General features: G+C 68.4%; 25 protein-coding genes. 11 read left to right on the top strand and 14 right to left on the bottom strand.

Translation table 11 applies throughout. The annotated features are described in order from the left end of the window. Positions 1-28 precede the first annotated feature (28 nt). The 10 genes from SY26_RS17175 to SY26_RS17130 form a co-directional block, all read right to left on the bottom strand. On the bottom strand, positions 29-3235 hold the full coding sequence (locus SY26_RS17175) for an error-prone DNA polymerase (protein WP_046001535.1): 3207 nt from the start codon (positions 3233-3235) through the stop codon (positions 29-31). Then, positions 3232-4740 (bottom strand): DNA polymerase Y family protein, encoded by a 1509-nt coding sequence (locus SY26_RS17170; protein WP_046001534.1) that lies wholly within the window; start codon positions 4738-4740, stop codon positions 3232-3234. The genes SY26_RS17175 and SY26_RS17170 overlap by 4 nt, the downstream gene beginning before the upstream one ends. After that, positions 4661-5407 (bottom strand): ImuA family protein, encoded by a 747-nt coding sequence (locus tag SY26_RS17165; protein WP_046001533.1) that lies wholly within the window; start codon positions 5405-5407, stop codon positions 4661-4663. The genes SY26_RS17170 and SY26_RS17165 overlap by 80 nt, the downstream gene beginning before the upstream one ends. Before the next feature lie 84 nt (positions 5408-5491). Next, on the bottom strand, positions 5492-6694 hold the full coding sequence (locus tag SY26_RS17160; protein WP_046001532.1) for an MFS transporter: 1203 nt from the start codon (positions 6692-6694) through the stop codon (positions 5492-5494). 149 nt (positions 6695-6843) lie between these two features. After that, positions 6844-7923: a DUF475 domain-containing protein gene (locus SY26_RS17155; RefSeq protein WP_045981808.1), complete on the bottom strand. Its 1080-nt coding sequence runs from the start codon at positions 7921-7923 to the stop codon at positions 6844-6846. 430 nt (positions 7924-8353) lie between these two features. Then, on the bottom strand, positions 8354-8923 hold the full coding sequence (locus tag SY26_RS17150; RefSeq protein WP_046001531.1) for a type 1 glutamine amidotransferase domain-containing protein: 570 nt from the start codon (positions 8921-8923) through the stop codon (positions 8354-8356). A 112-nt stretch (positions 8924-9035) separates the two neighbouring features. Continuing rightward, positions 9036-10835: a glycoside hydrolase family 15 protein gene (locus SY26_RS17145; RefSeq protein ID WP_046001530.1), complete on the bottom strand. Its 1800-nt coding sequence runs from the start codon at positions 10833-10835 to the stop codon at positions 9036-9038. After that, the gene (locus tag SY26_RS17140; RefSeq protein WP_046001529.1) at positions 10835-11614 is read right to left on the bottom strand and encodes an SDR family oxidoreductase; all 780 of its coding nucleotides are present in this window, start codon (positions 11612-11614) and stop codon (positions 10835-10837) included. The genes SY26_RS17145 and SY26_RS17140 overlap by 1 nt, the downstream gene beginning before the upstream one ends. A gap of 101 nt (positions 11615-11715) precedes the next feature. Continuing rightward, on the bottom strand, positions 11716-12576 hold the full coding sequence (locus tag SY26_RS17135) for a gamma-glutamyl-gamma-aminobutyrate hydrolase family protein (protein WP_046001528.1): 861 nt from the start codon (positions 12574-12576) through the stop codon (positions 11716-11718). Between the two features lie 119 nt (positions 12577-12695). Further along, the gene (locus SY26_RS17130) at positions 12696-12914 is read right to left on the bottom strand and encodes a DUF3072 domain-containing protein (RefSeq protein WP_045981813.1); all 219 of its coding nucleotides are present in this window, start codon (positions 12912-12914) and stop codon (positions 12696-12698) included. A 149-nt stretch (positions 12915-13063) separates the two neighbouring features. Between SY26_RS17130 and SY26_RS17125 the strand changes: the two genes are divergently transcribed. The 5 genes from SY26_RS17125 to minE all read left to right on the top strand — a co-directional run bounded on the left by SY26_RS17125 (position 13064) and on the right by minE (position 17235). Further along, the gene (locus tag SY26_RS17125) at positions 13064-13993 is read left to right on the top strand and encodes a DMT family transporter (RefSeq protein WP_232303379.1); all 930 of its coding nucleotides are present in this window, start codon (positions 13064-13066) and stop codon (positions 13991-13993) included. 138 nt (positions 13994-14131) lie between these two features. Beyond that, entirely contained in the window at positions 14132-15142 is a 1011-nt protein-coding gene (locus SY26_RS17120) for a peptidoglycan-binding protein (protein WP_046001527.1), read from the top strand. A 220-nt stretch (positions 15143-15362) separates the two neighbouring features. Beyond that, the gene (gene minC / locus SY26_RS17115; protein ID WP_046001526.1) at positions 15363-16124 is read left to right on the top strand and encodes a septum site-determining protein MinC; all 762 of its coding nucleotides are present in this window, start codon (positions 15363-15365) and stop codon (positions 16122-16124) included. Then, a complete protein-coding gene (gene minD / locus SY26_RS17110) occupies positions 16121-16969 on the top strand; it encodes a septum site-determining protein MinD (RefSeq protein WP_045981816.1) in 849 nt (282 codons plus the stop codon). The genes minC and minD overlap by 4 nt, the downstream gene beginning before the upstream one ends. After that, a complete protein-coding gene (gene minE / locus SY26_RS17105; protein ID WP_176695051.1) occupies positions 16966-17235 on the top strand; it encodes a cell division topological specificity factor MinE in 270 nt (89 codons plus the stop codon). The genes minD and minE overlap by 4 nt, the downstream gene beginning before the upstream one ends. A gap of 39 nt (positions 17236-17274) precedes the next feature. Here minE and SY26_RS17100 read toward each other — a convergent pair whose 3' ends face one another. From SY26_RS17100 to SY26_RS17090, 3 genes are read right to left on the bottom strand one after another with little or no spacing between them, the layout of a single operon-like run. Next, positions 17275-19512, bottom strand: a complete 2238-nt coding sequence (locus SY26_RS17100; RefSeq protein ID WP_046001525.1) for a xanthine dehydrogenase family protein molybdopterin-binding subunit — start codon at positions 19510-19512, stop codon at positions 17275-17277. Continuing rightward, a complete protein-coding gene (locus SY26_RS17095; protein WP_046001524.1) occupies positions 19505-20527 on the bottom strand; it encodes a xanthine dehydrogenase family protein subunit M in 1023 nt (340 codons plus the stop codon). The genes SY26_RS17100 and SY26_RS17095 overlap by 8 nt, the downstream gene beginning before the upstream one ends. Beyond that, on the bottom strand, positions 20524-21015 hold the full coding sequence (locus tag SY26_RS17090) for a (2Fe-2S)-binding protein (protein ID WP_046001523.1): 492 nt from the start codon (positions 21013-21015) through the stop codon (positions 20524-20526). Before SY26_RS17090 ends, SY26_RS17095 begins: the two co-directional genes overlap by 4 nt. 110 nt (positions 21016-21125) lie before the next feature. On the opposite strand from SY26_RS17090, the gene SY26_RS17085 reads away from it, so the two are divergent. Further along, complete coding sequence (locus tag SY26_RS17085; RefSeq protein ID WP_046001522.1) at positions 21126-21665, top strand: TetR/AcrR family transcriptional regulator; 540 nt, start codon at positions 21126-21128, stop codon at positions 21663-21665. A 12-nt stretch (positions 21666-21677) separates the two neighbouring features. On the opposite strand, the gene SY26_RS17080 is transcribed toward SY26_RS17085, so the two are convergent. Continuing rightward, positions 21678-22568, bottom strand: a complete 891-nt coding sequence (locus tag SY26_RS17080; protein ID WP_046001521.1) for a LysR family transcriptional regulator — start codon at positions 22566-22568, stop codon at positions 21678-21680. A gap of 111 nt (positions 22569-22679) precedes the next feature. Between SY26_RS17080 and SY26_RS17075 the strand changes: the two genes are divergently transcribed. From SY26_RS17075 to SY26_RS17055, 5 genes are all read left to right on the top strand, one after another. Then, on the top strand, positions 22680-23003 hold the full coding sequence (locus SY26_RS17075; RefSeq protein WP_046001520.1) for a nuclear transport factor 2 family protein: 324 nt from the start codon (positions 22680-22682) through the stop codon (positions 23001-23003). Continuing rightward, the gene (locus tag SY26_RS17070) at positions 23000-23776 is read left to right on the top strand and encodes an SDR family oxidoreductase (protein ID WP_046001519.1); all 777 of its coding nucleotides are present in this window, start codon (positions 23000-23002) and stop codon (positions 23774-23776) included. The genes SY26_RS17075 and SY26_RS17070 overlap by 4 nt, the downstream gene beginning before the upstream one ends. A gap of 94 nt (positions 23777-23870) precedes the next feature. Then, positions 23871-24065 carry a hypothetical protein gene (locus SY26_RS17065; protein WP_046001518.1) on the top strand — a complete coding sequence of 65 codons (195 nt, stop codon included), beginning with the start codon at positions 23871-23873 and terminating at the stop codon, positions 24063-24065. Positions 24066-24524: 459 nt separating this feature from the next. Then, entirely contained in the window at positions 24525-24890 is a 366-nt protein-coding gene (locus SY26_RS17060; RefSeq protein ID WP_198143197.1) for a hypothetical protein, read from the top strand. A 292-nt stretch (positions 24891-25182) separates the two neighbouring features. Beyond that, a complete protein-coding gene (locus SY26_RS17055) occupies positions 25183-25560 on the top strand; it encodes a DUF1622 domain-containing protein (RefSeq protein WP_046001517.1) in 378 nt (125 codons plus the stop codon). The last annotated feature ends 1 nt before the right edge of the window (position 25561 follow it).

Below are 25561 nucleotides of genomic sequence, written 5' to 3'. Positions count from 1 at the left end.
ACGTCATGGCCCCGCAAGGACCGGACCGTCAGCGGAAATCGCGGGTCTTCACGGTGATCCCGTCACGCGGCAGGTCACGGACATAGATCTGGCGGGGCTTGGGGCCTTGGCTGCGCGGATCGGGGGGCGGCGCGCCGCGGTGGAATTCGTCGCCGCGGCCGTGCGGCAGCGGAAAGGCGCCCTGCCGACCGACGGAGGCAAGCTCTGCCGACATGTCGGTCAGGCGGTGGGCGACCAGATGGACCACCTCTCCGGCGCGCTGGACGCGGCCCTCGACCCCGATCATGCCCGCACCCAGGATGATGCGGCGGTGCCGATCGAAGACCTTGGGCCACAGCACCAGGTTCGCGATGCCGCTTTCATCCTCCAGAGTGATGAACATCACGCCCTTGGCCGATCCGGGGCGCTGACGGACCAGGACCAGCCCCGCGACATGCATCCAGCGGCGGTCGGCGCTGGCCATCGCCTCGGCACAGGGGCGGATGCAGCGGCGGGTCAGGCTGTCGCGCAGGAAGGACAGCGGGTGGCGGCGCAGGGTGACGCCGGTATGGGCGTAATCCTGGACCACCTCGCGTCTGTCGGGCATGGGGGATAGGGCGACGGCGGGTTCCGGGGCGGGGATGGCGGCGAACAGCGGCAGGTCCGGCTGATGGCCGCGAATGGCCCACAGTGCCTCGCGACGCGCCAAGCCATAGGTCGGGCGAAAGCCGTCGGCCTCGGCGATGCGGGTCAGGGCGGCGGCGGGCACGCCCGCGCGGCGGCACAGGTCCTGGGCCGTGGCGGCGGGCCGGGCGGCCACGATGGCGCGGGCATGGGTTTCGGCCAGCCCCCTGACCATGCGCAGACCCAAGCGGACGGCGAACCCCTGCCCCGCCGGTTCCAGCGTGCAGTCCCAATCCGACAGCGCGATGCAGACGGGGCGGATCGCCACGCCGTGATCGCGCGCATCGCGCACGATCTGGGCCGGGGCATAGAACCCCATCGGCTGGCTGTTCAGAAGCGCCGCGCAGAACACGTCGGGATGCCAGCATTTCAGCCAGGCCGAGGCATAGGCGATCAACGCAAAGCTGGCCGCATGGCTTTCGGGAAAGCCGTAGCTGCCGAACCCCTCCAGCTGGCGAAATATCTTTTCCGAGAATTCGGGATCATAGCCGTTGGCAATCATCCCCTCGATGACGCGGTCGCGAAAGGCCGACACCCCGCCGGTCAGCTTGAAGGTCGCCATCGACTTGCGCAGCATGTCGGCCTGGCCGGGGGTAAAGCCCGCGCATTCGATGGCGATGCGCATCGCCTGTTCCTGAAACAGCGGCACGCCATAGGTGCGGCCCAGCACCTGTTCCAGTTCCGGCTTGGGATAGACCACCGGCTCCAGCCCGGCGCGGCGGCGCAAATAGGGATGGACCATGTCGCCCTGGATCGGGCCGGGCCGGACGATGGCCACCTGGATGGTCAGATCCGCGATGCTGCGCGGCTTCAGCCGGGGCAGCATCGACATCTGCGCCCGGCTTTCGATCTGAAAGGTGCCAAGCGTGTCGGCCCGACAGATCATGTCGAATGTCGCCTCGTCGTCGGCCGGGATCGTGGCCAGGTCCAGCCGCAGGCCCTTGTGGCGGTCCAAGAGGGCGAAGCAGCGCGCGATGCAGGTCAGCATCCCCAGGGCCAGCACGTCCAGCTTCATGAACCTCAGCGCGTCGATGTCGTCCTTGTCCCATTCGATGATCTGGCGGTCCTGCATCGCGGCCGGTTCGATCGGGACCAGCTCGTCCAGCCGGTCCTGGGTCAGGACGAAGCCGCCGGGATGCTGGGACAGGTGCCGGGGCGTGCCGCGCAGCCGCGCCGCCAGGTCCAGCGTCAGCCGCAGGCGGCGGTCGGCGGGGTTCAGGTTCAGCTCCCGCAGCAGGGTTTCGGGCACGCCGTCCTCGGACCAGGCCCAGATCTGGCCGGAGATGGCGCGGATCACGTCCTCGGGCAGGCCCAGGGCCTTGCCCACGTCGCGCAGCGCGCCCTTGGTGCGATAGCGGATCACGGTCGCGGTCAGCGCGGCGCGATCGCGGCCATAGGTGCGATAGATCCACTGGATGACCTCCTCGCGCCGCTCGTGTTCGAAATCCACGTCGATGTCGGGGGGTTCGTGGCGTTCCTCGCTGATGAAGCGCTCGAACAGCAGGTTGCCGCCCTGGGGGTCGATCGCCGTGATGCCCAGCACGAAGCAGACCGCAGAATTGGCCGCCGACCCCCGCCCCTGACACAGGATGCCCTGGCTGCGGGCGTGGCGGACGATGTTGTTTACGGTCAGGAAATAGGGCGCGTATTCCAGCTTGGCGATCAGGGCCAGTTCGTGGCGCAGGGTCGCCGCGACCTTGGGCGGGGTCCCGTCCGGATAGCGGACGGCCGCGCCCTGCCAGGTCAGCGCCTCCAGCGTCTGCTGCGGGCTGACCGAGGGGTCGGGGCGTTCCTCGGGGTACTGATAGCGCAGCTCCTTGAGCGAGAATCGGCAGCGGTCGGCGATCTGAGCGCTGCGGGCCAGCGCATCGGGATAGCGGGCGAACAGGCGCGCCATCTCGGCCGGGGTCTTCAGGTGGCGGTCGGCATGGCGTTCGCGGCGAAAGCCCAAGGCGTCGACGGTCGTGTTGTGGCGGATCGCCGTCATCACGTCCTGCAGGATGCGGCAGTCGGGGTCATGAAACAGCACGTCGTTGGTGACCACCGTCGGCACCCCGGCCCGCGCGGCCAGCAGGGATAGCCGATGCAGGCGCAGCGGATCGTTGGGCCGCCGCCGCAGGGTCAGCGCCAGATAGGCGCGATCGCCGAAGACCTCGCGCATCCGGCGCAGGCGCAGCGCACAGTCGTCATCGGCCATGTCGGGGACCAGGACCGCCAGAAGGCCCTGGGCGTGGTCCGCCACATCGGCCCAGTCCAGGTGGCACGCCCCCTTGCCCGCCCGCGCCTTGCCCAGGGACAGCAGACGGCACAGTCGGCCATAGCCCGCGCGGTCCATCGGATAGACCAGCACCGACATGCCGCAGCGCAGGTCCAGGCGGCAGCCGACGATCAGCCGCACGCCGGTGTCGTTGGACGCCTCGAACGCGCGGACGATGCCCGCCAGGCTGTTGCGGTCCGTGACGGCCAGCGCCCGCATGCCCATCAGCGCCGCGGTGGCGAACAGCTCCTGCGCGGAGGACGCCCCGCGCAGGAACGAGAAATGCGAGGTCACCTGCAGTTCGACATAGCTCATCCGAAGACACCGTGCAGGAACCAGTTGTGGGACCCGGTGGTCACGTCCTCTCCGTCGCCCTGGCGAAAGATCCAGAACCGGCGCCCGGCCTGGTCCTCGATGCGGAAATAGTCGCGCACCGCGCGGGTTTCGGCATCGCGCTTCCACCATTCGCCGAAGATGCGTTCCGGCCCGTCGGCGCCCTCGACGTCGTGGCGGGCGCCGCGCCAGACGATCCAGCGGGGCGGGTGGTCGGGCAGCAGGGCCATGGTGTCGATCGGTTCGGGCCGCGCCAGCAGCCGCGAGGGGCGCGGCCAGTGGTCGGGCCAGCCCTCGGCGATGACGCTCATCGGCGCCACGCGGATGACCGACCGTTCGGGCACGTCGCTGGCCACCGGCGCCAGGCGATAGACGGCACGCGCGCCGACCCGGTTCGTCAGGCTGTCGATCAGGCTGGACATGTCGGGGGCCGCGGGTTCCAGCAGGCTGTCGGTCTGGCGCGGGGCCAGGGGTTCGGCAAGGGTCGCGGTCAGGGACATGATCTCGATCCCGAAGCCCGGATCGATGGTGGGGATCCTGTCGCACAGCAGGCGCACCAGGCGTGCGGGGTCACGCAGGGGCGCGGCCAGGCCCACGCGCACGGGTTGGGCGCGGCTGTCCACGCGCCAGCAGATCAGGTCCAGCCGCCGCGCGCCCAGGCCCCGCGCCTCCAGCTGGCGGCACAGGTCGCGGACCAGCTTGTCGATATAGCGGGCGATGGTTTCGGCCGCGCCGATCGGTTCGGCAAAGGCACGGCGTGCGGTCACCAGGTCGGCAGGGCGCAGCGGGTCCACAGGTTCGCCCAGGGTGCCCAGGGCCTGGTCCAGGCGGCGCATCACTTGGGGTCCGAACCGGCGGGTCAGCGGCGCGCGCGGCACCGCGATCAGATCCGCGATGGTCGCAAGGCCCAGATCCTGCAGCCCGCCGACGATGGCGGGCGGCAGGCGCAACGCGGACAAAGGCAGCGGCGCCAGCGCCGCCTGCATGTCGCCGGTCGCGACGATGGGCAGGTTCGTGCCGTGGCGGGCCAGGGCATGGGCCGCGCCCCACGTGTCGGCCATGGCCAGCCGCGCGACGATGCCCGACAGGGTCAGCCGGCCCAGGATCGCCTGCAGCATCGCGTCCTCTCCGCCGTGCAGATGGTCGGTGCCGGTCGCCTCGATCACCACCCCGTCGGGCGGATCGACCGCGACGATGGGCGCGAAGCGCTGCATCAGCCACAGGGCCAGCCGTTCCAGCGCCGCCATGTCGGCATCCGGGTCGGCCGGTTCGACGCGCAGGTCGGGGACCATCGCCTGCGCCTTGCTGACCGACATGCCCGGCCGCAGCCCAAGCGCCAGCGCGCGGTCGCAGGCGGCAGTGACCACCCGGCGGCTGCCCGCCCGGCCCGACAGGATCAGCGGCGCGCTATCCGAAGGCGTATCGCCCACCCGCCGCAGCCGGTCGATCGGCCACATCGGCAGGCAGACCGAGATGACCCGTGCCATCGCATGCCTCCACTTCCAGATCGAAGGTCTCGCCCGCCCGTGCGCGCATCAGTTCCACCAACCACAGCGCACGGCCAAGGCCCGGCACCGGCAGCGCGACTGAGGGGCGTTCCGACACGCGCCAGCGCGTCATCGCCGCGGTGGGCTGGCCAAAGTCGTCGGCATCCGCCAGCCACCGCCAGCGGCGCAGCGCGATGCCCGTGGTGCCGGTGTTCTTGGCCGCCAGGTGCAGCCTGCGCGAGGCGGTCATGGACAGGCGCCCGATCTCGGCCACGACGGCGGCCAGGCCGCCATGGCGCAACCCCTCCTCCATGCAGGCCAGGACGGATGTCTCGTCCCCGGCCTCGACATGGATGACCCGGTCGGGGGTCAGACCGGCCTGCGCCAAGCCCGGCGCGAACAGGTCCGCCCGCGTCACGCACCACAGGACCTGACCCGGCAGGCGCGCGGCGATGCCGGCCGCGAAGCAGGCGGCCGCGGCCCCGTCATCGGCGCCCGCACCGCTGCCCGCGACCTCGTGCAGACAGCCCAGGGGCAGCCCGCCTTGGGGCAGGCGGCGGTCCAGCTCGGGCAGCCCGAAGGGCAGCACCGCATGGGCCTGCACATGCCCCTCGAGATGCGAGATGCGACTGCGAAGCGCGGAAAGCGTGGCGGAGGAGGCAGACATGGGGTTACCGGAACAGGGCTGTAAGTTCCTGTTTTGTTCTTTTCACCATCAAAAGTCAACGCATCAGGCCATTCCCCTGCCCGGTCAGTCCGCGGACCGGGGTCCCGGCGCGATGGTCCGGCTGAAGAGCAGGAACACCGCCAAGGCCGCAAGGGCCACGCCCGCGCCGATGAAATGGGACATGCCATAGCCGTGGCCAGACACGATCCAGCCGGCAAAGACGTTGGAGAAGGTCGCCCCGACCCCCTGCACGGTCATCACCGTCGCAAAGCCCAGATTGAACCGCCCGGTCTTGGCCAGCAGCCGTTCCGCGGCAACCGGGGTCAGGATGCCCAGCATGCCGGCGCCGATCCCGTCCAGCATCTGCACCGGAACCACGACCCAGAAATCCGGGACCATCCCCGCCAGGACGCCGCGCAGCGGCAGCGCGCACAGCGCGATGAGAAAGCACGACCGCAACCCAAGACGCCGGATCAGCCACGGGGTCGCCGCGGCCACCGCGATCATCGTCGCCTGTGCAACCCCGGTGATCAGCGCCGTCGTGCGGAAAGGCGTTCCCAGCTGGATCGAGAATTCCTGCGCGATCAGCCGGCTCATCGGGGCATTGCCGAAATGGAACAGCATCATCACCAGCGCCAGCAGGATCAGGCCGCGGTTGTGCAGCAGCACCGACAGACCGGATGGCCGGGCATGGTCGTCCGTACCCTGGCCCCTGACCATGCCGCGTGCCACGTCATGGTCGATCCGATCCGGGCGGATCATCCGCAGCGCGATCAGCGCCCCAAGCGCCGTCACGATCATCAGCCAGACGACTGAGAACTCTCCGAACAGGCTGACGGCCAGATAGATGGCCATCAGCGATGCCAGGTTGCCGCTGTGGTTCCAGAATTCGTTGCGCGAGATCTGGCGCGGAAAGGCGCGCTGCCCGACCAGCCCCAAGCTGAGCCCTGCCAGGGCGGGGGCGATGACCACGCCCAGCACCGCGGTGGCGATGGTGCCGACCCAGACCACAGCCGGATCAGGCACCAGCAGCGTCAGCAGCGCCCCCGCGGTGATGACGATCACCGGGCCGGCGATCAGCGCACGTTTCCAGTGCGACCTGTCGACCAGCGCCCCCGCGAACGGGGTCGCGATCGCTCCCAGGGTCAGCGGCGACCAGCCACGCGTCGCCAGAAAGGCGTCCAGGAACGGGCCAAGCCCGTCCCGCGCATCCGCCAGGAAGAAATTCAGGATCGCCAGGCCCAGCAGGGAGCTGTCCGACAGGCCGGAACGCGAAACTGTGGCCATGGGATGCGCCCTTGTGATCAGTGGTCCGTCTGCCGAACCCGCCGATCACGCCATCGTTCCCGTTCGAACGATGAAATTGCGACATAAATGATGGTGCGCCATTAATGCCGCTCCTGCGGCCGCGTCGGGCGCGGCCGCAGGGTGCGTCGTCACTGGGCGGCGAGCTGTGCCTCGTGCCGATTCCAGCGGATCGACGACCACAGCGAGATGCCGATCAGCGTCGCACCGCCCAGGCCGGTGATGACCTCGGGGATGTGGACAAGGGACTGGGCGAACATCACCACGGACAGCGCGATGATCGCATAGAAGGCGCCGTGTTCCAGATAGCGGTATTCCGACAGGGTGCTGTTCTCGACCAGCATGATGGTCATGGACCGCACGTACATCGCCCCGATGCCCAGGCCGATCGCGATCACGAACAGGTTCTGGCTGAGCGCGAAGGCACCGATCACGCCGTCGAAGCTGAAGGACGCGTCCAGGACCTCAAGGTACAGGAACGCGCCCAGACCGCCCTTGGCGGCACCGTGCAGGGTCTCCTGCGTGCTGTCCAGCAGCCCGCCCAGAACCTCGACCAGCAGGAAGGTCATCAGGCCCCAGATCGCGGCGGTGAAGAAGGTCGTGCGTTCCGCACCCTCCAGAAGATGTGAGAAGCCCAGGACGAACAGCAGGACCACCGCGACCTCGACCCCGCGGATCGAGGCGTACTTGGCCATGTGATGTTCGATCCAGCCGACCCAGTGCACGTCCTTTTCGTGGTCGAAGAAGAAGCTGAGCCCGACCATCATCAGGAACGTCCCCCCGAAGGCGGCGATGGGCAGGTGCGCGTCATGCATGATGCGGGCGTATTCATCGGGCTGGCTGGCGGCCAGCACCAGCGCCTGCCACGGGCCGATGCCCGCCGCGATCACCACGATCAGCAGCGGGAACACGATCCGCATGCCGAAAACGGCGATCAGGATGCCCCAGGTCAGGAAGCGGCGCTGCCAGACCGGCTGCATGTCCTTGAGCTTGTTGGCGTTCACGATGGCGTTGTCGAAGGACAACGAGATCTCCAGCACCGCCAGCACCGTGACGATGAACAGGATCGACAGCATGCCCCCAAGCGTGCCGGTCGTCTGCCATCCCAGCACCGCGCCCAGGGCCAGGCCCAGGAAGGTGACGATGATCGCCCATTTCAAATAGGAAAGGACCGGGCGCTTTTGCGCAGTGGATAGGGTGTCCTGTGTCATGAGGAAAAGTCCAGGCGGTGAATCCGAAAACAGGTGCCGACATCACGAAAGCGCCGCCACTTTCGTCAGAGGGGCCCGGACACCACTCGATGCGTTCACGACGCCGTGCGACCGTGTGTCCGCCGGGAAGATTCGGCAAGCCCTTCGTTCAGCTTTTCCCGCGATGGGCGCCGTTCCGCGGATCGGGCCGGGGGATGTCGTGTCGATAATGGGAGGCATGGACCCTGTGCTGATCTTGTCAGATCGGCGACAACGGTTTGGAAAACGGCCAATGTTGGCGTTGGCACGATTGCACCACTATGGCTGCGTCATCTCAGGAGCAAAAAAAAGGCCCGATGGGCCCTGAATTTTGCGTCCCGATGGGACGCGGCTTGACCGTAAAATGGGTCGGCAGACGCGCCCGTCACGGCTGACGGGCGCGGGCAGCGGATCAGGCGCTGCGGGTCTGGTCTTCGTGGCGCCCTTCGCCGAATTCCTCGATCAGCTTGGCGCAGAAGGCGGGCAGATCGTCCGGGTTGCGGCTGGTCACCAGACCGCTGTCAGTCATGACCTCCTTGTCCACCCAGGTCGCGCCGGCATTGGTGATGTCGGTCTTGAGGCTGGGATAAGAGGTGATAGTCCGCCCCTTCAGCACACCGGCCTCTATCAGCACCCAAGGGGCGTGGCAGATGGCACCGACGGGCTTGCCCTGCGAGAAGAAGTCGTGGACGAAGGCCACCACATCCTTGTCCGCGCGCAGCGTATCCGCGCCCACGGTGCCGCCCGGAATGACCAGCCCGTGGAAATCGCTAGCCGAGACCGACCCGACCGCGCTGTCAACCTGGTGATCCGACCCCGGATCCAGATCGCCGTTCACCGTTTTGGCGGTGCCGGTCTTGGTGCTGACGACCGTGACCTTGGCACCGGCGTCGCGCAATGCGGCCAGCGGCTTGGAAAACTCCGGCTCCTCGGTTCCACGGGGAGAGATCAGCAGGGCGATGTTCTTTCCGTCCAGTTTCATGGGACGTTCCTTTCAGCAGCAACTCGTTCGCTGATGAAACGCGGCCCCCCGGGGGAACGGTTCCTGCGCGCTGACCGGATGGCGCGCAAGCCGCGGGTCATCCTGAAAACTTTCACGGCGCTTGGCGCGACAGGGCCAGGCTGGCCTGCAAGGCCGCCAGATGGCTAAGACCCTGGGGCATGTTGCCCAGCCATTCGCCGCTGTCGGGGTCGATCATCTCGGGCAGGATGCCCGGCGCATCGTCGATACGTGCGCGCAGCCCCGACATCAGCGCAAGCGCCTTGTCGCGCTGATCCAGCAGGACGCGCGCCTCGACCATCCAGAACGAACAGGCCAGAAAGCACCCCTCCTCGGCGTCCATCCCGGTATATCGGTAGTGCAGGTGCCCGCCCGCGCCCAGTTGCGCGTCGATCGCGTCCAGCGTGCTGCGCAGACGGTCATGGCCGTCGTAATCGAAACGCACCGCCAGAATCAGCGCCGCGTCCAGCCGCGTGGTGCCGGGATGCATGACATAGGCGCCGATGTCCGCGTCCCAGCAATGCGCATCGATCCAGGCGGCGATGCGGGCGCGCTCGCGGCTCCAGCGGTCGCGGCAGGTGGTGGGCAGCTGGCCGGCATCGGCCAGTTCGACCGCGCGGTTCAGCGCCTGCCAGCAGCTGATCTTGGACATCGTGTAATGTTCAAGCTGCGGCAGTTCCCAGATGCCGCTGTCCTTCTGCTTCCAGCGGTCGGCGCATTCGTCGGCCAGATGCGACAGCGTCTCGGCGCTGCGGTCGTCGATCAGGCCGCCGGCGCGCACGAATGCCGACACCGTCTCGAAGATGTCGCCATAGATGCCGTGCTGATGCTGACGCGCCGCACGGTTGCCCGACAGGACCGGGCGTGATCCGCGATAGCCGGGAACGGGGATCTCCTCCATGCCCTCCTCGACGCCGCCGTCCAGCGAAAAACAGACCTTGGCCCCATGCGCGCACAGCTGGTTCAAAAGCCAGGTCAGCGCGGCCTTGGCCTCGGCCATGATCCCCAGGTGCAGGAAGGATTCGATGACGTAGCCCGCGTCCCGGACCCAGGCAAAGCGATAGTCGTAGTTCTTGTCGCCCCCGATCCGTTCGGGCAGCGAGGTCGTGGCCGCCGCGGCGATCGCCCCACTGGGCGCATAGAGCAGCACCTTGAGCGCCAGCGCCTGCCGCATCAGGAAATCGCGGTCGGGCAGGTCGGGCGCGATCAGGGCGCACCAGTCGCGCCATTCCTGGTCGGACAGGTCGATCCGGGCGTCGATGTCGGACAGGGGCGGCACGACCAGCGGCTCGTTCGCGCCGGCGACGATGGCGATGACCTCCGTCTGGCCCCGGGTCAGGACCAGCCGCGCCTCGACCCGGTCGTCGCCGCGATGGTCGATCTGCAGCTGTTCGCCATGCAGGAACAGGCCCAGCACCGATCCGACATGGAACGTCTCGTAGGGGCCGCGCTTGGCCATGTAGGGGCTGCGCTTGCCCGACCGGTGGCCCAGCTGCAGCACCACGTCAAAGCTCATCCGCCCGTCCAGAACCTGAATGCGTCGCGCCAGCTCCGCCCAAGGCAACCGTCCTGCGGTGGAGCTGTTCAGGCTTTCGGTCAGCACGGCCACGCCGTCATCGGTGCGAAACCGCGTCTCCAGCACATTGCTGTCGGGCCGGTAACGCCGGGTGGCCGAGAACGACCCCCGCGGCATGATAGTGAAATGGCCGCCCTGCGCGCCGTTTTCCAGCACGTCGTGACCGACCAGAAGGCGATCGAACAACGGCGGGCTGTCCATGTTCGGCACGCACCACCAGTCGATGCCCCCGTCCGCACCGGACAGGGCCACGCCGCGCCCGTCGCCAAGCGCCGCATAATCGGACAGGGGCAGATAGCCCGCGGCGTCGCGCGCCATCAGGCGCCCTGCCCCAGGTTGATCGACAGCCCGCCATCGATGAAGAAGCTCTGCCCCGTCACGTATGCCGCCGCGTCCGATGCCAGAAAGGCGATCAGGTCGGCGACCTCGTGCGGTTCGCCCGCGCGGCCCAGGGGGATGTTCTTCTCCATCTTGCGGCGCAGGTCGGGGTCGTCCTTGGCTGCCTGGTTGATCGGGGTCAGGATCATGCCGGGCGCCACGTTGTTCACGGTGATCGCATCGCCCGCCAGCTCCAGCGCCAGCGTGCGCGTCAACATCCGCAGCCCGCCCTTGGCCGCATCATAGGCGGCCGAGCCGATGCGCGGCGTATCCTCATGGATCGAGCTGACATTGACGATCCGCCCGCCGTTCCCCGCCTTGACGGCACGGGTGGCAAAGGCGCGGCACAGCATGAACGGACCGGTCAGATCCGTGGCGATCGTCTTGAGCCAATCATCGTCGGTCATCTGTGCCGCCGGCGTGCCGCTGGCGTCGATGCCGGCATTGTTGACCAGCACGCGCGCGGCGATCCCCTGGTCATCCAGGTCCGCGAACATCGCGGCGATGTCGTCAGGGACGCTTTGGTCGCAACGCACATGGCGTGCCCGGCGGCCGATCTGGGTGATCTTGGAGACGGTCTCGGACGCGCCGTCGCGGTCCGACCGATAGGTGATCAACAGGTCATGGCCCGCCTTGGCCAGCGCGATGGCGGTTGCCCGCCCGATGCCGGAATCGGCGCCGGTCACGATGGCAAGGGGGTTCTGCAGGGTGTCTGGCATGGGATGCGGTCCGAATGGCTGAGTTCCGAGGCCAACGCCCGCCCCCGACCGTCGTTCCGCGCCGCGGCATCGCGTCCCGATGTTACGGGCCGCAGTCGGGGTCAACGCCCGTGCGGCAGGCGCAGGGCGTCCCCCTCCAGTGCGGACAGGAAATTGCCGATCTCTCGCATGCGGTTGGCCGTATCGGTCACCTGATCATCCACGCCCAGCTGCCAGGCCAGGTCCATGCGGGCGGGGTCGTCGCTGAGCGCCTGCAGCCTGTCCGCATGATCCTCGACCGCCTTGATGCTGGCGGCCAGCCCGGCATCGACAAGGTCGGACGCCTGGCGGCGCAGCGAGGCCGCGACCTCGGCCAAGGTGATCTCGGGGTGATACTGGACGCCCCAGAAGACGCCGTTGCCATGCCGGATCTCGGCCGCCTCGACGGGGGTGTCGGCGTTCCGGGCCAGCACCCGTGCGCCCGGGGGCAGGGTCGTCACGACGCTGGAATGCATTGCGGGCGCCGTCCAGACCGGCGGGCGTCCGGCCAGCATAGGGTGGTTGCGACCGTCATCGGTGGTCAGGATGTTGCGGGCCAGCGCGGCCTCTATGCCCGGCTGTCGCGGGCCGGTCGCGCCCCCGGCGGCAACCGCCGCGATCTGCAATCCCGCACATGATCCAAAGGACGGCGTCCCTGAATCGAAAACCAATCGCATGAATGCTGCGGCTCGGCGCGTCTCGTCGCTGACATGGTGCATCTGGATCGGCGATCCGGCAAAGACGATGCCGTCGAACTGCGCCAGATCGCGCAGGCTCATCTGCGTGCCGTTCTCTACACAGGAGGTCGAATCGACCTCAAGATCATCGCGCAAGGCCCTGAGCGCCAAGGCATAGCTTTCGTGGGAAGCGGTATTGGCATAGCGGCGCCGTTCGTCACGCTGGTCTTTGGTCTCGCTGGCGACAACCAGGATGCGAAGGGGCACGGTTCAGGTCCGATCAACAGGGAAAAGGGTGCCGGCCAACGCGACGGCGATCCGGTCGTTCCCGCACGATCGCGACAGACGGGATCAGGCTGCGGGCCAGCGCAGCCCGCAGCCCGGTCTTATTCAAGGTCCAGCTTGGCCTTCAGCGCATCGATGCGGGTCGACGCCTCGGCCTTGCTGATGCTCTCGTCATAGGCGTCGGGCTGGTGCGCCTGCTCGCTGAGCGTCTTGAGATAGGACGCCTGTGCGCCGGTCATCGGATCGTCGCCGCTGACCCAGGCCGAAGGGTCCTTTTCGGCATTGTCGACGGGATGGGACTTGGGATCGGTATCGTCCATAGGAACAGCCTTTCGTGTTTCAGCATGGTTAACGCGATACGCATGTTCCGGTTCCGTTCCATTTGCACCGTGGACGACGGATGGTTGGGGTTTGCACATCGCAACCGGGACGCCTATGCGCAGGGCGCAAGGCAGCGGTGGGGACCACGATGTTGAAGACGGACACGCCCGCGCGGCTGAACGCCATCGGCGCGGCATGGATGATCGTCGCCATGGCGGCCTTCGCGCTGGAGGATGCGCTGGTCAAGGCAGTGTCGGACCTGCTGCCCGTGGGCCAGATCATGATGCTGTTCGGCCTTGGCGGTGCGGCGCTGTTCGCGGTCATCGCCCGTGCGCAGGGCGACGCGCTGATGGCGCCGGACGTGCTGTCGCGGGCCATGCGGGTCCGAGTATTCTTCGAGATCACGGGACGGCTGTTCTATGTCCTGGCGCTGGCGCTGATCCCGCTGTCCACGGCGACTGTGATCCTGCAGGCGACGCCGCTGGTGGTGGTGGCCTGCGCGGCCCTGATCTTTGGCGAACGGGTGGGCTGGCGGCGCTGGACGGCGATCGGGCTGGGCCTGCTGGGCGTGCTGATCATCCTGCGGCCGGGGACGGGCGGGTTCTCGGCCCTGTCGCTGCTGGCGGTGATCGGCATGCTGGGCTTTGCGGGCCGCGACCTGGCCAGTCGCGCAGCGCCCCGCAGCCTCAGCACCGCGATCCTGGGGCTGTACGGGTTTCTGGCGCTGGCCGTGGCCGGCCTGCTGTTTTCCCTATGGCAGCAGCAGGGCTTTGTGATGCCCGATGCGCGCGCCGCCCTGCTGCTGTCGGCGACCGTCCTGATCGGCATCGGGGCCTATTCCTGCCTGATGAAGGCGATGCGCACCGGCGACGTGTCGGCCGTGACCCCGTTCCGCTATACCCGGCTGCTGTTCGGCGCGGCCCTGGGGATCGCGCTGTTCGACGAGACGCTGACCGTGGGGATGCTGGTCGGATCGGGGCTGATCGTGCTGTCCGGCCTGTTCATCCTGTGGCGCGGCAAGGCCAAGGCCGCCGCCATCGGCGATCCCGTCCCGGTCCGCCCCGCCGCGCGGCGATAGGCGTCGCGCGGGGGCCCTCCGGTCCCGACACGAACGGACACATCTGCTTTATTTTGCGTCTTCGCCGGTTCCGCGGGAAATATTTCGGGTATCACGCACGTTGACAGTACGGCTTTGATCCGCGCGGGAAGGACACACATGATGCGACGCTTTATCATTTCCACGATGCTGGCAGGCACGATGGCCCTGCCCGGCCAGATGGCAATGGCGGAAACCGACCTGGGCGAGATGGTCGGCACGATCGCCAAGACCCTGCTGGAACAGCAGCAGGCCGCCCAGGAAAGCTCGCTGTGGCAGGGCGTGGTCGAGAACGGCTCTGCCGCGGCCTATCGCCAGTATCTCGACGCCTATCCGAACGGCACCCATGCACGCGAGGCCCGCCAGCGGCTGTCGAACCTGGGCGGCGCGCCCGTGGCGCAGAACAACGCCGCACGGGCCGAGGCCGATCTGGACCTGTCGCGGGCCAGCCGCATGGCGATTCAGCGGCGGCTGGCGACGCTTGGCTTCTATCGGTCGGGGATCGACGGCGTCTTCGGGTCCGGCACGCGCCGCGCGATCGCGGCCTGGCAGGATTCCCGACAGCTTCCCGGCAACGGCTATCTGAATGCCAACCAGGCGCGGATGCTGCAGAACGGGGCGGCCGCATCGAACCCCGCCCCCGCCGATCCGGCGACATCCGCGGCGCAGGCCGAACTGGACCTGCGCCTGTCGCGCAGCCAGCGCGTGCAGATCCAGCGCAACCTGATTGCCCTGGGCTATGACCCCAAGGGCGCGGACGGCCTGTTCGGCACCGGCACGCGAGAGGCGATCCGCATGTGGCAGCGCGACACCGGCGAACGGGTGACGGGCTATGTCACCAACGCGCAGGTCCGGTCGCTGCAGAGCGATGCGGCAGGCCGCGACCCGGCGCCGACGGAGAACCGCGCGGCTGCCATCGACGAGGAGCTGCTGGGCCTGACCCGCGACGAACGCGTGGCGATCCAGCGTCAGCTGATCAGCCTTGGCTATCTGAACGGGCGCGCCGACGGGGCGTTCGGACCCTCGACCCGCAGCGCCATCGCCCGCTGGCAGGGCGACAACGGTCTGGCGGCCAGTCGTTATCTGACGGCCGAACAGGTCCGCACGCTGCGGCAGCAGGCGCGCATCTGACCCGACCCGGCCCTGCGCGGCGGTCGCGATCGCTGCGCAGGGGGTCGCGCGCGTCGGCAGGGAACCGCCTGTCTGCCATGGGCGGGCCATTCCGGCGGCAGGTTCCTGCTGAAAATGCGCGGAGATTCTTCCTTTGTCCGCCAGTTCGTGAAAGAGGAGGGTCAACAAAAGCGGCGCGGCACCGAATCGCGACCCGCCCCAGAGCAGGAGCAGCCTCGACGTGTCAGAACGATACGCCCGGAACCGGCAAGATCGCGCGCCGGCCACCGTCGCCGCCTTTCAGGTGCGCGGTCGATTCCTGACTGCGCTTGTCCTGCGCATCGATCGTGACAGCCCGGACCCGGCTTTTTATGCCCAGCTGGACGAACAGCTGCGCACCACGCCCCAGTTCTTTGCCGGCGCGCCGATGGTGCTGGACCTGGCCAACGCCCCCGGCCTGCGCGAGGACGGCCGCATCGGCGACCTGCTGGCGCATCTGCGGACCCGCGAACTGCGGGTCTTCGGCGTCCAGAACGCGCATGGCATGGACGAGGCGCTGCTGGACCGGCACGGGCTGATCCCGGTGACCACCGGACGCGACGCACCGCTGCCCCGCGCGGCCGCCGCTGCCGCCGCCGCGTCGGGTGCCGCGGCTGCAGCCGACGTGCCCCCGGTCCAGAACGTCGTCATCCACGCGCCCGTCCGGTCCGGACAGCGGGTGATGGCCGAACATGGCGACCTGACCATCATCGGAACCGTGGCGTCGGGCGCCGAGCTGGTGGCGGCGGGCAACATCCATGTCTATGGCACGCTTCGGGGGCGCGCGATGGCGGGATGTCATGGCGACGAGGGCGCGCATATCTTCTGCCAGAACCTCAGCGCCGAACTGGTGGCCATCGCGGGCCTTTACCAGACCAGCGAGACGCTGGATGCGGCGGCCCTCCAACGCTGCACGCACATATATCTTAGGGATGAAAAACTTTGCATGGAGGTGATCGCATGACGACAGAACCCAAGACCAACCCGCCCCTTGGGCGGGTCATCGTGATCACGTCGGGCAAGGGCGGCGTAGGCAAGACGACATCGTCGGCGGCGATCTCGGCCGCGCTGGCCAAGAAGGGCTTCCGGACCGTCGTCATCGATTTCGACGTGGGTCTGCGCAACCTGGACATGACGATGGGCTGCGAACGCCGGGTGGTGTTCGACTTCATCAACGTCATCCAGGGCGACGCCAAGCTGAAGCAGGCGCTGATCAAGGACAAGCGGGTCGACACGCTGTCGATCCTGCCGACCTCGCAGACCCGCGACAAGGACGCCCTGACCAAGGAAGGCGTCGAGAAGGTCCTGAACGAGCTGAAGGCCGAATTCGACTATGTCGTCTGCGACAGCCCGGCGGGGATCGAGCACGGCGCCCAGATGGCGATGTATTTCGCCGACGAGGCCGTCGTCGTGACCAACCCCGAGGTCTCGTCGGTGCGCGACAGCGACCGCGTCCTGGGCCTGCTGAGCAGCCAGACCAAGCGCGCCGAGACCCAGGGCGCCGAGCCCATCAAGGCGCAGGTCCTGATCACCCGCTATGACCAGGAGCGCGTTGACCGCGGCGAGATGATGACCGTCGACGACGTGCTGGAGATCCTGGCCGTCCCGCTGCTGGGCGTCGTGCCGGAAAGCAAGGCGATCCTGAAGGCGTCGAACGTCGGCACGCCCGTCACCCTGGACGGCCCTTCCGCCGCGTCCCAGGCCTATAACGACGCCGTCAGCCGCCTGACCGGCACCCAAGTCGAGATGCGCATCCAGGGCGAACGCCGCCCCGGCCTATTCCAGCGTCTGTTCGGGCGGGCGTCATGAACCTGTTCGGATTCGCCCGCAAGAAGACCCCGCCCGCGACCGCGCAGACGGCCAAAGACCGCCTGCAGATCCTTCTGGCCCATGAACGCAGCAGCAGCGGCACCGCCGAGGCGGATTACCTGCCGATGCTGCAGCGCGACATCGTCGCGGCGATCCGCAAGCACGTGCCGATCGGCGACAAGGATGTCGACGTCCGCATGGAGCGCGGCGACAACATGTCCAGCCTTGAGATCAACATCGACTTGCCCGCGGTCAAGTCGAACTGATCCCTGCGGCCGGCCCCTGCGCGGGGCCGGCCCTTTCCGTCAGATCAGGCTTTCGGGATGGATCGGGAACCGTGTCGGGCGGATGCCGGTCGCATGCCAGACGGCATTGGCGATGGCGCCCACCGTGCCGGTGACGCCCAGCTCTCCGACACCCTTGATGCCAAGCGCGTTCACGAACTCGTCGTCCTCGTGGACGGTCAGCGCCTCGACATGCGGCACGTCGGCATTGACCGGGATGTGATATCCGGCAAGGTCGTTGTTGGTGAACCGCCCCGTGCGCGGGTCATGGACCGCCTCCTCGTGCAGCGCAAAGCCGATGCCCCAGATCATCCCGCCCAGCAGCTGGCTGCGCGCCAGATGCGGGTTGACGATGCGACCGGCGGCAAAGGCACCGACCAGCCGGCTGACCCGGATCTGACCCAGGTCCGGGTCGACCAGCACCTCGGCGAAGACCCCGCCATGAGAGAACATCGCCCGTTCCGGCTCGCCCTCGCGGGCGCCCCTGCCCTCTCCGCGCAGCAGGTCCAGCCCGGCGCGGGCCAGAATGTCCTCATAGGCCTCGCTGCGGCTGTCGTCGTCGTTGCGGTACAGGCGCCCGCCCCGCGCGGTGACGCCCGCATTGCCGGCCCCGAACAGCGGTGATCCGGGATCCTTCGTCGCGATGTCGGCCAGCTGCCGCACCGTGTCGGCTCCCGCGTTGAACAGCGCCGTGCCCGCCGTGGCCGTGTGACACGATCCGCCCGCCACCCCGGCATCGGGCAGGTCGGAATGGCCCGACCGGAACTCCAGCCGGTCGACATCGATGCCAAGCCCGTCGGCGGCGATCTGCGCCAGCGCGGTCCAGGCGCCCTGCCCCATGTCCGCGGCCGAGGTTTCGACCACAGCGCTGCCATCGGCACGAAGCGTCGCATGCGCCGCGGCCTGGAACATCGGACAGGGAAACTGCGCCGTGCCCATGCCCCAGCCCTTGAGGAGCCGCCCCTGGCGCATCTGCCGCGGCGCGGTCGGGCGGTCGGCCCAACCGAACAGGTCAGCGGCCCGCGCATAGCATTCGCGCAAGGCCTTGGACGAAAACGCCATCCCCGATGCCGGGTCGGTTTCGGCATAATTCAGCAGGCGGAAGGCCAGCGGATCCATGCCCACCGCATGGGCCGCCCGGTCGATGGCCACCTCCAGGGCCGCCGATCCCGGCGCTTCTCCGGGCGCGCGCATCGGGCCGGGCGTGCCGGTATCGGCGCGCACCGCGCTGTGCGTCGTGCGCATCGCGGTCGTGGCATAGACGCTGTGCGAGGCGTTCGATGCGCTTTCGATGAAATCGTCGAAGCTGGAGGCGACGGCCAGCGTGTGATGGTCCAGCGCCATGATGCGCCCCTTGTCGTCCAGGTCCAGCCGCAGCGTCTGGCGCGTGGCGGGACGGTGGCCGACCGGGCCGTACATCTGGTCGCGCCGCAGGGCAAGCTTGACGGGCCGGCCCAGGTCCCGCGCCGCCAGGACCACCATCAGCTGGGCACCGTAGAGGATTGCCTTGGACCCGAAGCCGCCGCCCAGGAACGGGCTGCGGATCACGATCTGCGCCGGATCGATGCCCAGATAGGCCGAAAAGCTTTGCTTGAGCAGGCCGATGGCCTGGTTCGGCGTGTCGATCTCCAGCCGGTCGCCGATCCACCGGGCGGTGATGGCATGGGGTTCCAACGCGTTGTGATACTGGGCCGCGGTTTCGATCACCGTATCGACATGGTGGGCGGCCCCCGCGCGGACGGCGTCCATGTCCCCCACCTGCAGCGATGGCGGGCGGCCGATGCTGACGGTCTCCGGCTCATAGGGCGCATTGCCGTCCAGGCCGATCCGCGGCGGGTCGGCACGATACTGCGGGTTCAGCAGGCGCGCGCCCTCGGTCGCGGCCTCCAGCGTCTCGGCGACGACCAGCGCGATGGGGTGGCCGGCATAGCGGACCGTGTCGTCCTGCAGCGCCTCGGTCTTCCAGGCAAAGCCGTGGATCTTGGTGTCGGGATGGACCGCCAGCGGGGGTCGGTTCGCGGGGGTATAGACCTTGACCACGCCCGGATGCGCCATGGCCGCATCGGTGTCCAGATGCGTGACCGTGCCCCGCGCGATGCCCGCGACGGCCGTGACGGCATGCAGCACGCCCTCGGGCCGCAGGTCGGCCGCATAGGGCGCCCGGCCCGTCACCTTCAGCACCCCGTCCCGCCGGGTCATCGGCTGACCCGCGTTCGAGCCCAAGCGCACATGCTGCTGGGTGGTCGTCATGTCAGCCATGGTCGTCTCCTTCGAAGACAGAGGCGGGAAGCGCCGGCATCCGGTCGGGCGTGCCCGCCGCGGCCAGCATCAGCGCGCGTAGGGCGATCCGCTGTGCCAGCACGATCTTGGCGGCATTGTCCCCCGACGGCGCGGCACCCTGCACCGCCAGCGCGGCGGCATGGGCAAAGGCGTCCCCGGACGCGGGCTGGCCGATCAGGGCGGCCTCGGCCGCATGGGCGCGCCACGGGCGGGCCGCGACCCCGCCCAGGGCCAGGCGGGCGGCCACGATCCGGCCGTCTTCCACATGGACCCCCGCCGCAGCCGAGACGATGGCAAAGGCATAGGACGTCCGCTCGCGCAGCTTCAGATAGCGGGCGTGTCGGGCCATGCCGCCGGGATCGGGCAGGGTCACATGGGTGATGACCTCTTCGGCTGAAAGGGCGAGCGGCACGCCGACCGCATCGGGCAGCGGGTGGAACACGGCCATCGGCACGCTGCGGGTGCCGGTGGGGCCCGCGACATGGACCACCGCGTCAAAGGCCGCCAGCGCCACGCACAGATCGGACGGGTGCGTCGCGATGCAGGCGTCGGACCAGCCAAGGATCGCGTGGTTGCGCGTCACGCCGCCGATGGCGGAACAGCCCGATCCGGGTTCGCGGCGGTTGCAGGGCGACAGCGGGTCCTGGAAATAGCTGCAGCGGGTCGCCTGCATCACGTTGCCGCCCGTGCTGGCGGCGTTGCGCAGTTGCGGGGACGCGCCGGACAGCAGCGCCTCGGCCACGGCGGGAAACCGGGCCAGGATGCGCGGGTCGCGCGCCAGATCCGCATTGCTGACCATCGCGCCGATGCGCAGGCCGCCGTCATGGTCGTCGATCTCCCGCAACGGCAGCCGCGAGATGTCGACAAGCCGCGACGGCGTCGCCACGCCGATCTTCATCAGGTCCAGCAGGTTCGTCCCGCCTGCCAGGATCGCGCCATCGGCGCCCACCGCGGCCTCCAGCGTGTCGGCGCGGGTGTAATCGAACGGGTTCATGCCGCGTCCTCGCGGGCGGTCATGACGCGGGTCGCGTCCAGCACGGCCTGGGTGATGCCGGCATAGGCGGCGCAGCGGCACAGGTTGCCGCTCATCCCTTCGCGGACGCGTTCGGGGTCCAGCCCGGCCTCGCCCTCGGCGATCAGGGCGACGGCCGACATGATCTGGCCGGGCGTGCAATAGCCGCACTGGAACCCGTCATGGCGGATGAACGCGGCCTGAACGGGGTGCAGTTCCTCGGCCTGGGCCAGGCCTTCGACCGTGGTGATGCTGGCCCCGTCATGGGACAGCGCCAAGGCCAGACAGGCATTCATGCGCCGCCCGTCGATCAGCACCGTGCAGGCGCCGCACTGGCCGCGGTCGCACCCTTTCTTGGTCCCGGTCAGGCCGATCCGTTCGCGCAGCACATCCAGCAGGGTCGCGCGCGGGTCGTCCAGGGCAATCGCCCGGGCGGTTCCGTTGATGGTCAGGTTCAGGGTCTGTGTCATCTTTCCCTCGTTGGCGGTAAGCTATCGGGAAGTCGGGCCGGTGGCGGCCATGGCATCACTATACGGAGGCATCCTCCGTTTCGCAACAACGATGAAGGAGACGCCGGGGGATGGGCGAAGACACGCCAGTCGCGCGCAAGCCGCGGGCCGATCAGGCCCGCAACCGCGACCGCCTGCTGACCGCCGCGCGCGAGGTCTTTCGCAGCGACGCCGCCAGCCTGGAGGCCGTGGCGCGGCGCGCGGGCCTGGGCATCGCGACGCTGTACCGCCATTTCCCCACGCGCGAGGCGCTGTTCCAGGCCGTCTATGCCCGCGAGGTCGAGGTGCTGGAGGCACTGGCCCGCGCCGACGACCTGCCCGTCTGGATGCACGCCGCGCTGGACATGATGGCCACCAAGCGGGGCATGGTCGCGGCCCTGGCCCCGGTGCTGGACAAGGAGGCGCCGTTCTTCACCGAACAGTCGGCGCGCATGCTGGCGGCCGTGGGCGGGCTGCGCGACCGCGCCGTGGCCGCGGGACAGGTCCGCGGCACGGTCACGGCGGACGACCTGATCCGGGTGCTGCTCAGCCTCAGCTATGGTCCCGGCGCGGACCCGGCGCGGGCCGGCCTGCTGCTGGACGTGTTCCTGGACGGGCTGCGGCCGCGATAGGACCGCGGACCATCACGCACGCCCCGCGTCGCGGACCATGGCCAGGAACGCCGAAAACCCCGCCGACGGGTTGCGCCGGTCCGGATAGTACAGGCTGAACCGCGCCCGCGGCGGCGTCCAATCGGCCAGCAGGCGCACCATCCGCCCGGCAGCAATGTCATCGGCCACGTCCTGTTCGATGAAGAACCCGATGCCGGCGCCATCCAGCACCGCGGTGCGGGCAATGGCGGCCTCGTCCAAGGTCAGGCGGCCCTGGGCCTCGATCTGCACCACCTCGGCGCCGCGCTGGAACGGCCAGCGCAGCAGCGCGCCGTTGGGCAGCCGCACCCGGATGCACTCCGCCGGCGGCAGGTCGGCGGGCGTCAGGGGCGTACCATGCGCCGCGATCCAGTCCGGCGATGCGACGACGGCATGGCGCTGCGGCCGCCCCACGGGCAAGGCGATCATGTCACGCGGCACCAGGTCCGCAGGGCGCAGGCCCAGGTCGAACCCTTTGGCCACGATGTCGACCAGCCGCCCTTCGGTGACAAGATCGACCTGCATCCGCGGGTGACGGCGCAGGAAGGCCAGGACCAGCGGCGCCACCTCGCGCCCCGCCTGGACGGATGCGTTGATGCGCAGCAGGCCGGAGGGGGTCGTCCCTTGCGACTGCGCGGTCTCCATCGCGGTGCGGATCTCGGTCACCGCGGGGCCGATGCGGGCGACAAAGGCGCGGCCGGCATCGCTCAGCGACACGCTGCGGGTGGTGCGGTTGAACAGGCGGACGCCAAGCGCCGCCTCTAGCCGTGCAATGCTGTGCGACAGGGCGGTCGTCGACATGCCCAGGTCCAGCGCCGCGGCCCGGAACGATCCGCGCCGCGCGATGGCCAGCACTGCCTCCAGCGCCTTCAGCCCTGCATCCATCGCACGACGCCCATTGTCCCGATCCTGTCATCACCAGATGCCGATCTATCCCGATTATCCGCATGACCGTCCAGCGCTATGTTGGGGGCAGCAGACATGAAAGGACGTCCCATGCAGATGCCGCCCCCGATCCGCACCTATTTCACCGCCCGCGCGCCCCAGGATGGCGACGCCCTGGCCGCCGCCTTCGCCGACGATGCGGTTGTCCACGACGAAGGTGGCAACCATCACGGGCCGCGGCAGATCCGCGACTGGTGGCTGGCCGCCAAGGCCAAGTACCGCCACCATGCCGAACCGATCGACATGATCCAAGCCGATGGCAGGACCATCGTCCGCGCCACTGTCACAGGCGATTTCCCCGGCAGCCCGGCCGTGCTGCGCTTTGCCTTCGCGCTGTCAGACGATCGCATCACCGCATTGGAGATCGGCGCATGACTAGGTTCCTGACGCTGCAGGGCAAGCGTGCCCTGATCACCGGAGGAACGCAGGGCGCGGGCGCGGCCACGGTGTCGCTGTTTCGCGACCTTGGCGCGCGGGTGCTGACCACGGCGCGCAAGGCCGCCGACCTGCCGGACGACCTGTTCGTCGCTGCCGACCTGACCACCCTGGCGGGATGCGACAGCGTCGCGGCCGCCGTGCGGGATCGGATGGGTGGCGTCGACGTCATCGTGCACATGCTGGGCGGATCGTCCGCCCCCGGCGGCGGCTTTGCCGCCCTGGGAGAGGCGGAATGGGAGGCCGAACTGGACCTGAACCTGCGGCCCGCACTGCGTCTGGACCGCGCGCTGGTGCCCGGCATGGTCGCGCAGGGGTCGGGCGTGGTGGTCCACGTGACCTCGATCCAGGCGCTGCTGCCCCTGCCCGAGGCCACGACCGCCTATGCCAGCGCCAAGGCCGCCCTCTCGGTCTACAGCAAGAGCCTGTCCAAGGAGGTCGCGCCCCATGGCGTGCGCGTGGTCCGCGTGGCGCCGGGATGGATCGAGACCGAGGCCTCGGTCCGGCTGGCCGAACGCGTGGCGGCGGATGCGGGAACGGACCTGGACGGGGGCCGGCGGATCATCATGGACAGCCTTGGCGGCATTCCCCTGGGCCGCCCGTCCCGACCCGCCGAGGTGGCCAGTCTGATCGCGTTCCTGGCGTCCGATCGCGCCGCCAGCATCACCGGCACGGAATACGTGATCGACGGGGGGACCGTGCCAACCGCATGACGGTCGGCGCCATTTCCGCCCGGCGTGCGTTGCAGCAGGGATCGGCGGGCGGCAGCCATGCCCGCCCCCATCAGTCCGGACCGGAGAGAGCAGAATGCAGACATTCGTCATCGCCCTGGGCGCCGCCCCGCACATGAAGCTGTCGCAGGCAGGCGACGGCTTCACCGCGACCGACGCGCCCATGGCATTCGACAGCCATCAGGCGGCCTATGACTATCTTGTCCGGCACACCGAGGACGACCCGCTGAAGGGCGTGCGGGCCGAGATCATCGAGGATCTGTCGCTCTAGGCAATCTTGCCCGCATAGGGTGAAACTTTTCCGGACCCCGCCCGTAAACTGTATGTGCAGGGTTTGCCCGATCAGCGAGTTCCCTCTCCTCTCAGCCTTCATTAGGCGGGTGGATCAGGCCCCTGCAGCGGCCCCCGGTCCCGTTTCCGGGGGCCGGTCTTGTTCGTGCCGTCCGATGTGCGATTACCCACCCTGTCGAAACAGATAGGCTGACTGGTCAATCAATTTCAGGCATAAGGTACATAACAACCGGGGACGTTGATTGGTGTTGTTTTAGGTTCTTTCCCCGGTTGTTTATCTGCCCGAACCGGTTTTGTACGCGACGCGTGCGGGACGGGATTGCCGATCGATCCATCCGCGATCACCGCAACGCCCCCTGTCATCATCACGACACTGTGCCGGCCTTCGGGGAACCGGCTGCGATCCCTCCTGTTGAGGTGGAACGCAAACGGGAGATGCATGATGGATGACACACGGGTCTGGAACTTTGAGGAAAGCCTGTGGCGCGCCTCGGAAGGGCGGTACCATGAGCGGGTTGACTCCGAATGCGTGATGGCGCTGAGCCATGCGCCCTATCTGTTTCACGGCGAGGCCGCGGTCGAGGCCGTCACCGGCACGCCGGAATGGGATGAGGTCGCCTTTTCCAACCGCCATATCTCTCGTCCCCAGGAGGGTCTGATCGTCGTCGGCTATGAAGTCAAGGCGCAGAAGGGCGACACCACCTTCACCGCCGCCTGCACATCCGTCTATCGGCAGAAGGCCCATGAGGACTGGACGGTCGTCCAGCACGCGCAGGTCGTGCAGGGGCATGGCGATCAGGCCTGATGACCGGTCAACAGTTCAGGCAGTAGGATCGATCCCGGCAGGAATGCCGGGATTTTCTGTTGGGTTTGAATGGTCCGGGATCGAACCTTTTCCGTAACGCTTTCCTTGTAACGGTCTTGAATAACGCCCCAATGGCCGCGCCGGAGGGCGGACAGGCGATCACCTTTTGGCGTCGGGCATGAGGGCGACGATGTCCGTCGAACCTTGGGTGGTGCATCGGATGCCGTCTTGCTCTATTCCCTGCCTGAACGGACCGAAACGGCATGAACCGGCAGCCACCAGATGAGGCAGCATGACTGACACGACGATGTCCTCCATGGCGGATCACTTGGGCATGGTGGCGACGGGGCTGGAATGGATCGTGATCGCGCTGGAGCTGTTCGCGATCGGAATCCTGCTTCTGGGCGTGGCGCGTTTCGCCACGCGCTTCGTGTCGGGCGACGTGATGCACCGCGACGCGCATGACCGCCATCATCAGCTGAACCATGGGCGGCTGGCACTTGGCCGGCACATTCTGGCAGGGCTGGAGGTGCTGATCGTGGCCGACCTGATCCGCACCATCCTGCATCTCAGCCTGGCAAACATCCTGCTGCTGGGCGCGATCGTGATCATCCGGTCCTTCATCTCGTTCATGATGGAATACGAGATGAAGGCGTTGAAGAACGACTGAC

It is taken from the genome of Paracoccus sp. 228 (assembly GCF_000967825.1).
Taxonomy (GTDB): domain Bacteria; phylum Pseudomonadota; class Alphaproteobacteria; order Rhodobacterales; family Rhodobacteraceae; genus Paracoccus; species Paracoccus marcusii.
This window is presented reverse-complemented; position numbering and strand designations above follow the sequence as displayed.

Coding starts and splice junctions, on each gene's coding strand:
- SY26_RS17175 (WP_046001535.1), bottom strand. CDS start 3,235: ATGAGCTATGTCGAACTGCAGGTGACCTCGCATTTCTCGTTCCTGCGC.
- SY26_RS17170 (WP_046001534.1), bottom strand. CDS start 4,740: ATGGCACGGGTCATCTCGGTCTGCCTGCCGATGTGGCCGATCGACCGG.
- SY26_RS17165 (WP_046001533.1), bottom strand. CDS start 5,407: ATGTCTGCCTCCTCCGCCACGCTTTCCGCGCTTCGCAGTCGCATCTCG.
- SY26_RS17160 (WP_046001532.1), bottom strand. CDS start 6,694: ATGGCCACAGTTTCGCGTTCCGGCCTGTCGGACAGCTCCCTGCTGGGC.
- SY26_RS17155 (WP_045981808.1), bottom strand. CDS start 7,923: ATGACACAGGACACCCTATCCACTGCGCAAAAGCGCCCGGTCCTTTCC.
- SY26_RS17150 (WP_046001531.1), bottom strand. CDS start 8,923: ATGAAACTGGACGGAAAGAACATCGCCCTGCTGATCTCTCCCCGTGGA.
- SY26_RS17145 (WP_046001530.1), bottom strand. CDS start 10,835: ATGGCGCGCGACGCCGCGGGCTATCTGCCCCTGTCCGATTATGCGGCG.
- SY26_RS17140 (WP_046001529.1), bottom strand. CDS start 11,614: ATGCCAGACACCCTGCAGAACCCCCTTGCCATCGTGACCGGCGCCGAT.
- SY26_RS17130 (WP_045981813.1), bottom strand. CDS start 12,914: ATGGACGATACCGATCCCAAGTCCCATCCCGTCGACAATGCCGAAAAG.
- SY26_RS17125 (WP_232303379.1), top strand. CDS start 13,064: ATGTTGAAGACGGACACGCCCGCGCGGCTGAACGCCATCGGCGCGGCA.
- SY26_RS17120 (WP_046001527.1), top strand. CDS start 14,132: ATGATGCGACGCTTTATCATTTCCACGATGCTGGCAGGCACGATGGCC.
- minD (WP_045981816.1), top strand. CDS start 16,121: ATGACGACAGAACCCAAGACCAACCCGCCCCTTGGGCGGGTCATCGTG.
- minE (WP_176695051.1), top strand. CDS start 16,966: ATGAACCTGTTCGGATTCGCCCGCAAGAAGACCCCGCCCGCGACCGCG.
- SY26_RS17100 (WP_046001525.1), bottom strand. CDS start 19,512: ATGGCTGACATGACGACCACCCAGCAGCATGTGCGCTTGGGCTCGAAC.
- SY26_RS17095 (WP_046001524.1), bottom strand. CDS start 20,527: ATGAACCCGTTCGATTACACCCGCGCCGACACGCTGGAGGCCGCGGTG.
- SY26_RS17090 (WP_046001523.1), bottom strand. CDS start 21,015: ATGACACAGACCCTGAACCTGACCATCAACGGAACCGCCCGGGCGATT.
- SY26_RS17085 (WP_046001522.1), top strand. CDS start 21,126: ATGGGCGAAGACACGCCAGTCGCGCGCAAGCCGCGGGCCGATCAGGCC.
- SY26_RS17080 (WP_046001521.1), bottom strand. CDS start 22,568: ATGGATGCAGGGCTGAAGGCGCTGGAGGCAGTGCTGGCCATCGCGCGG.
- SY26_RS17075 (WP_046001520.1), top strand. CDS start 22,680: ATGCAGATGCCGCCCCCGATCCGCACCTATTTCACCGCCCGCGCGCCC.
- SY26_RS17070 (WP_046001519.1), top strand. CDS start 23,000: ATGACTAGGTTCCTGACGCTGCAGGGCAAGCGTGCCCTGATCACCGGA.
- SY26_RS17065 (WP_046001518.1), top strand. CDS start 23,871: ATGCAGACATTCGTCATCGCCCTGGGCGCCGCCCCGCACATGAAGCTG.
- SY26_RS17060 (WP_198143197.1), top strand. CDS start 24,525: ATGATGGATGACACACGGGTCTGGAACTTTGAGGAAAGCCTGTGGCGC.
- SY26_RS17055 (WP_046001517.1), top strand. CDS start 25,183: ATGACTGACACGACGATGTCCTCCATGGCGGATCACTTGGGCATGGTG.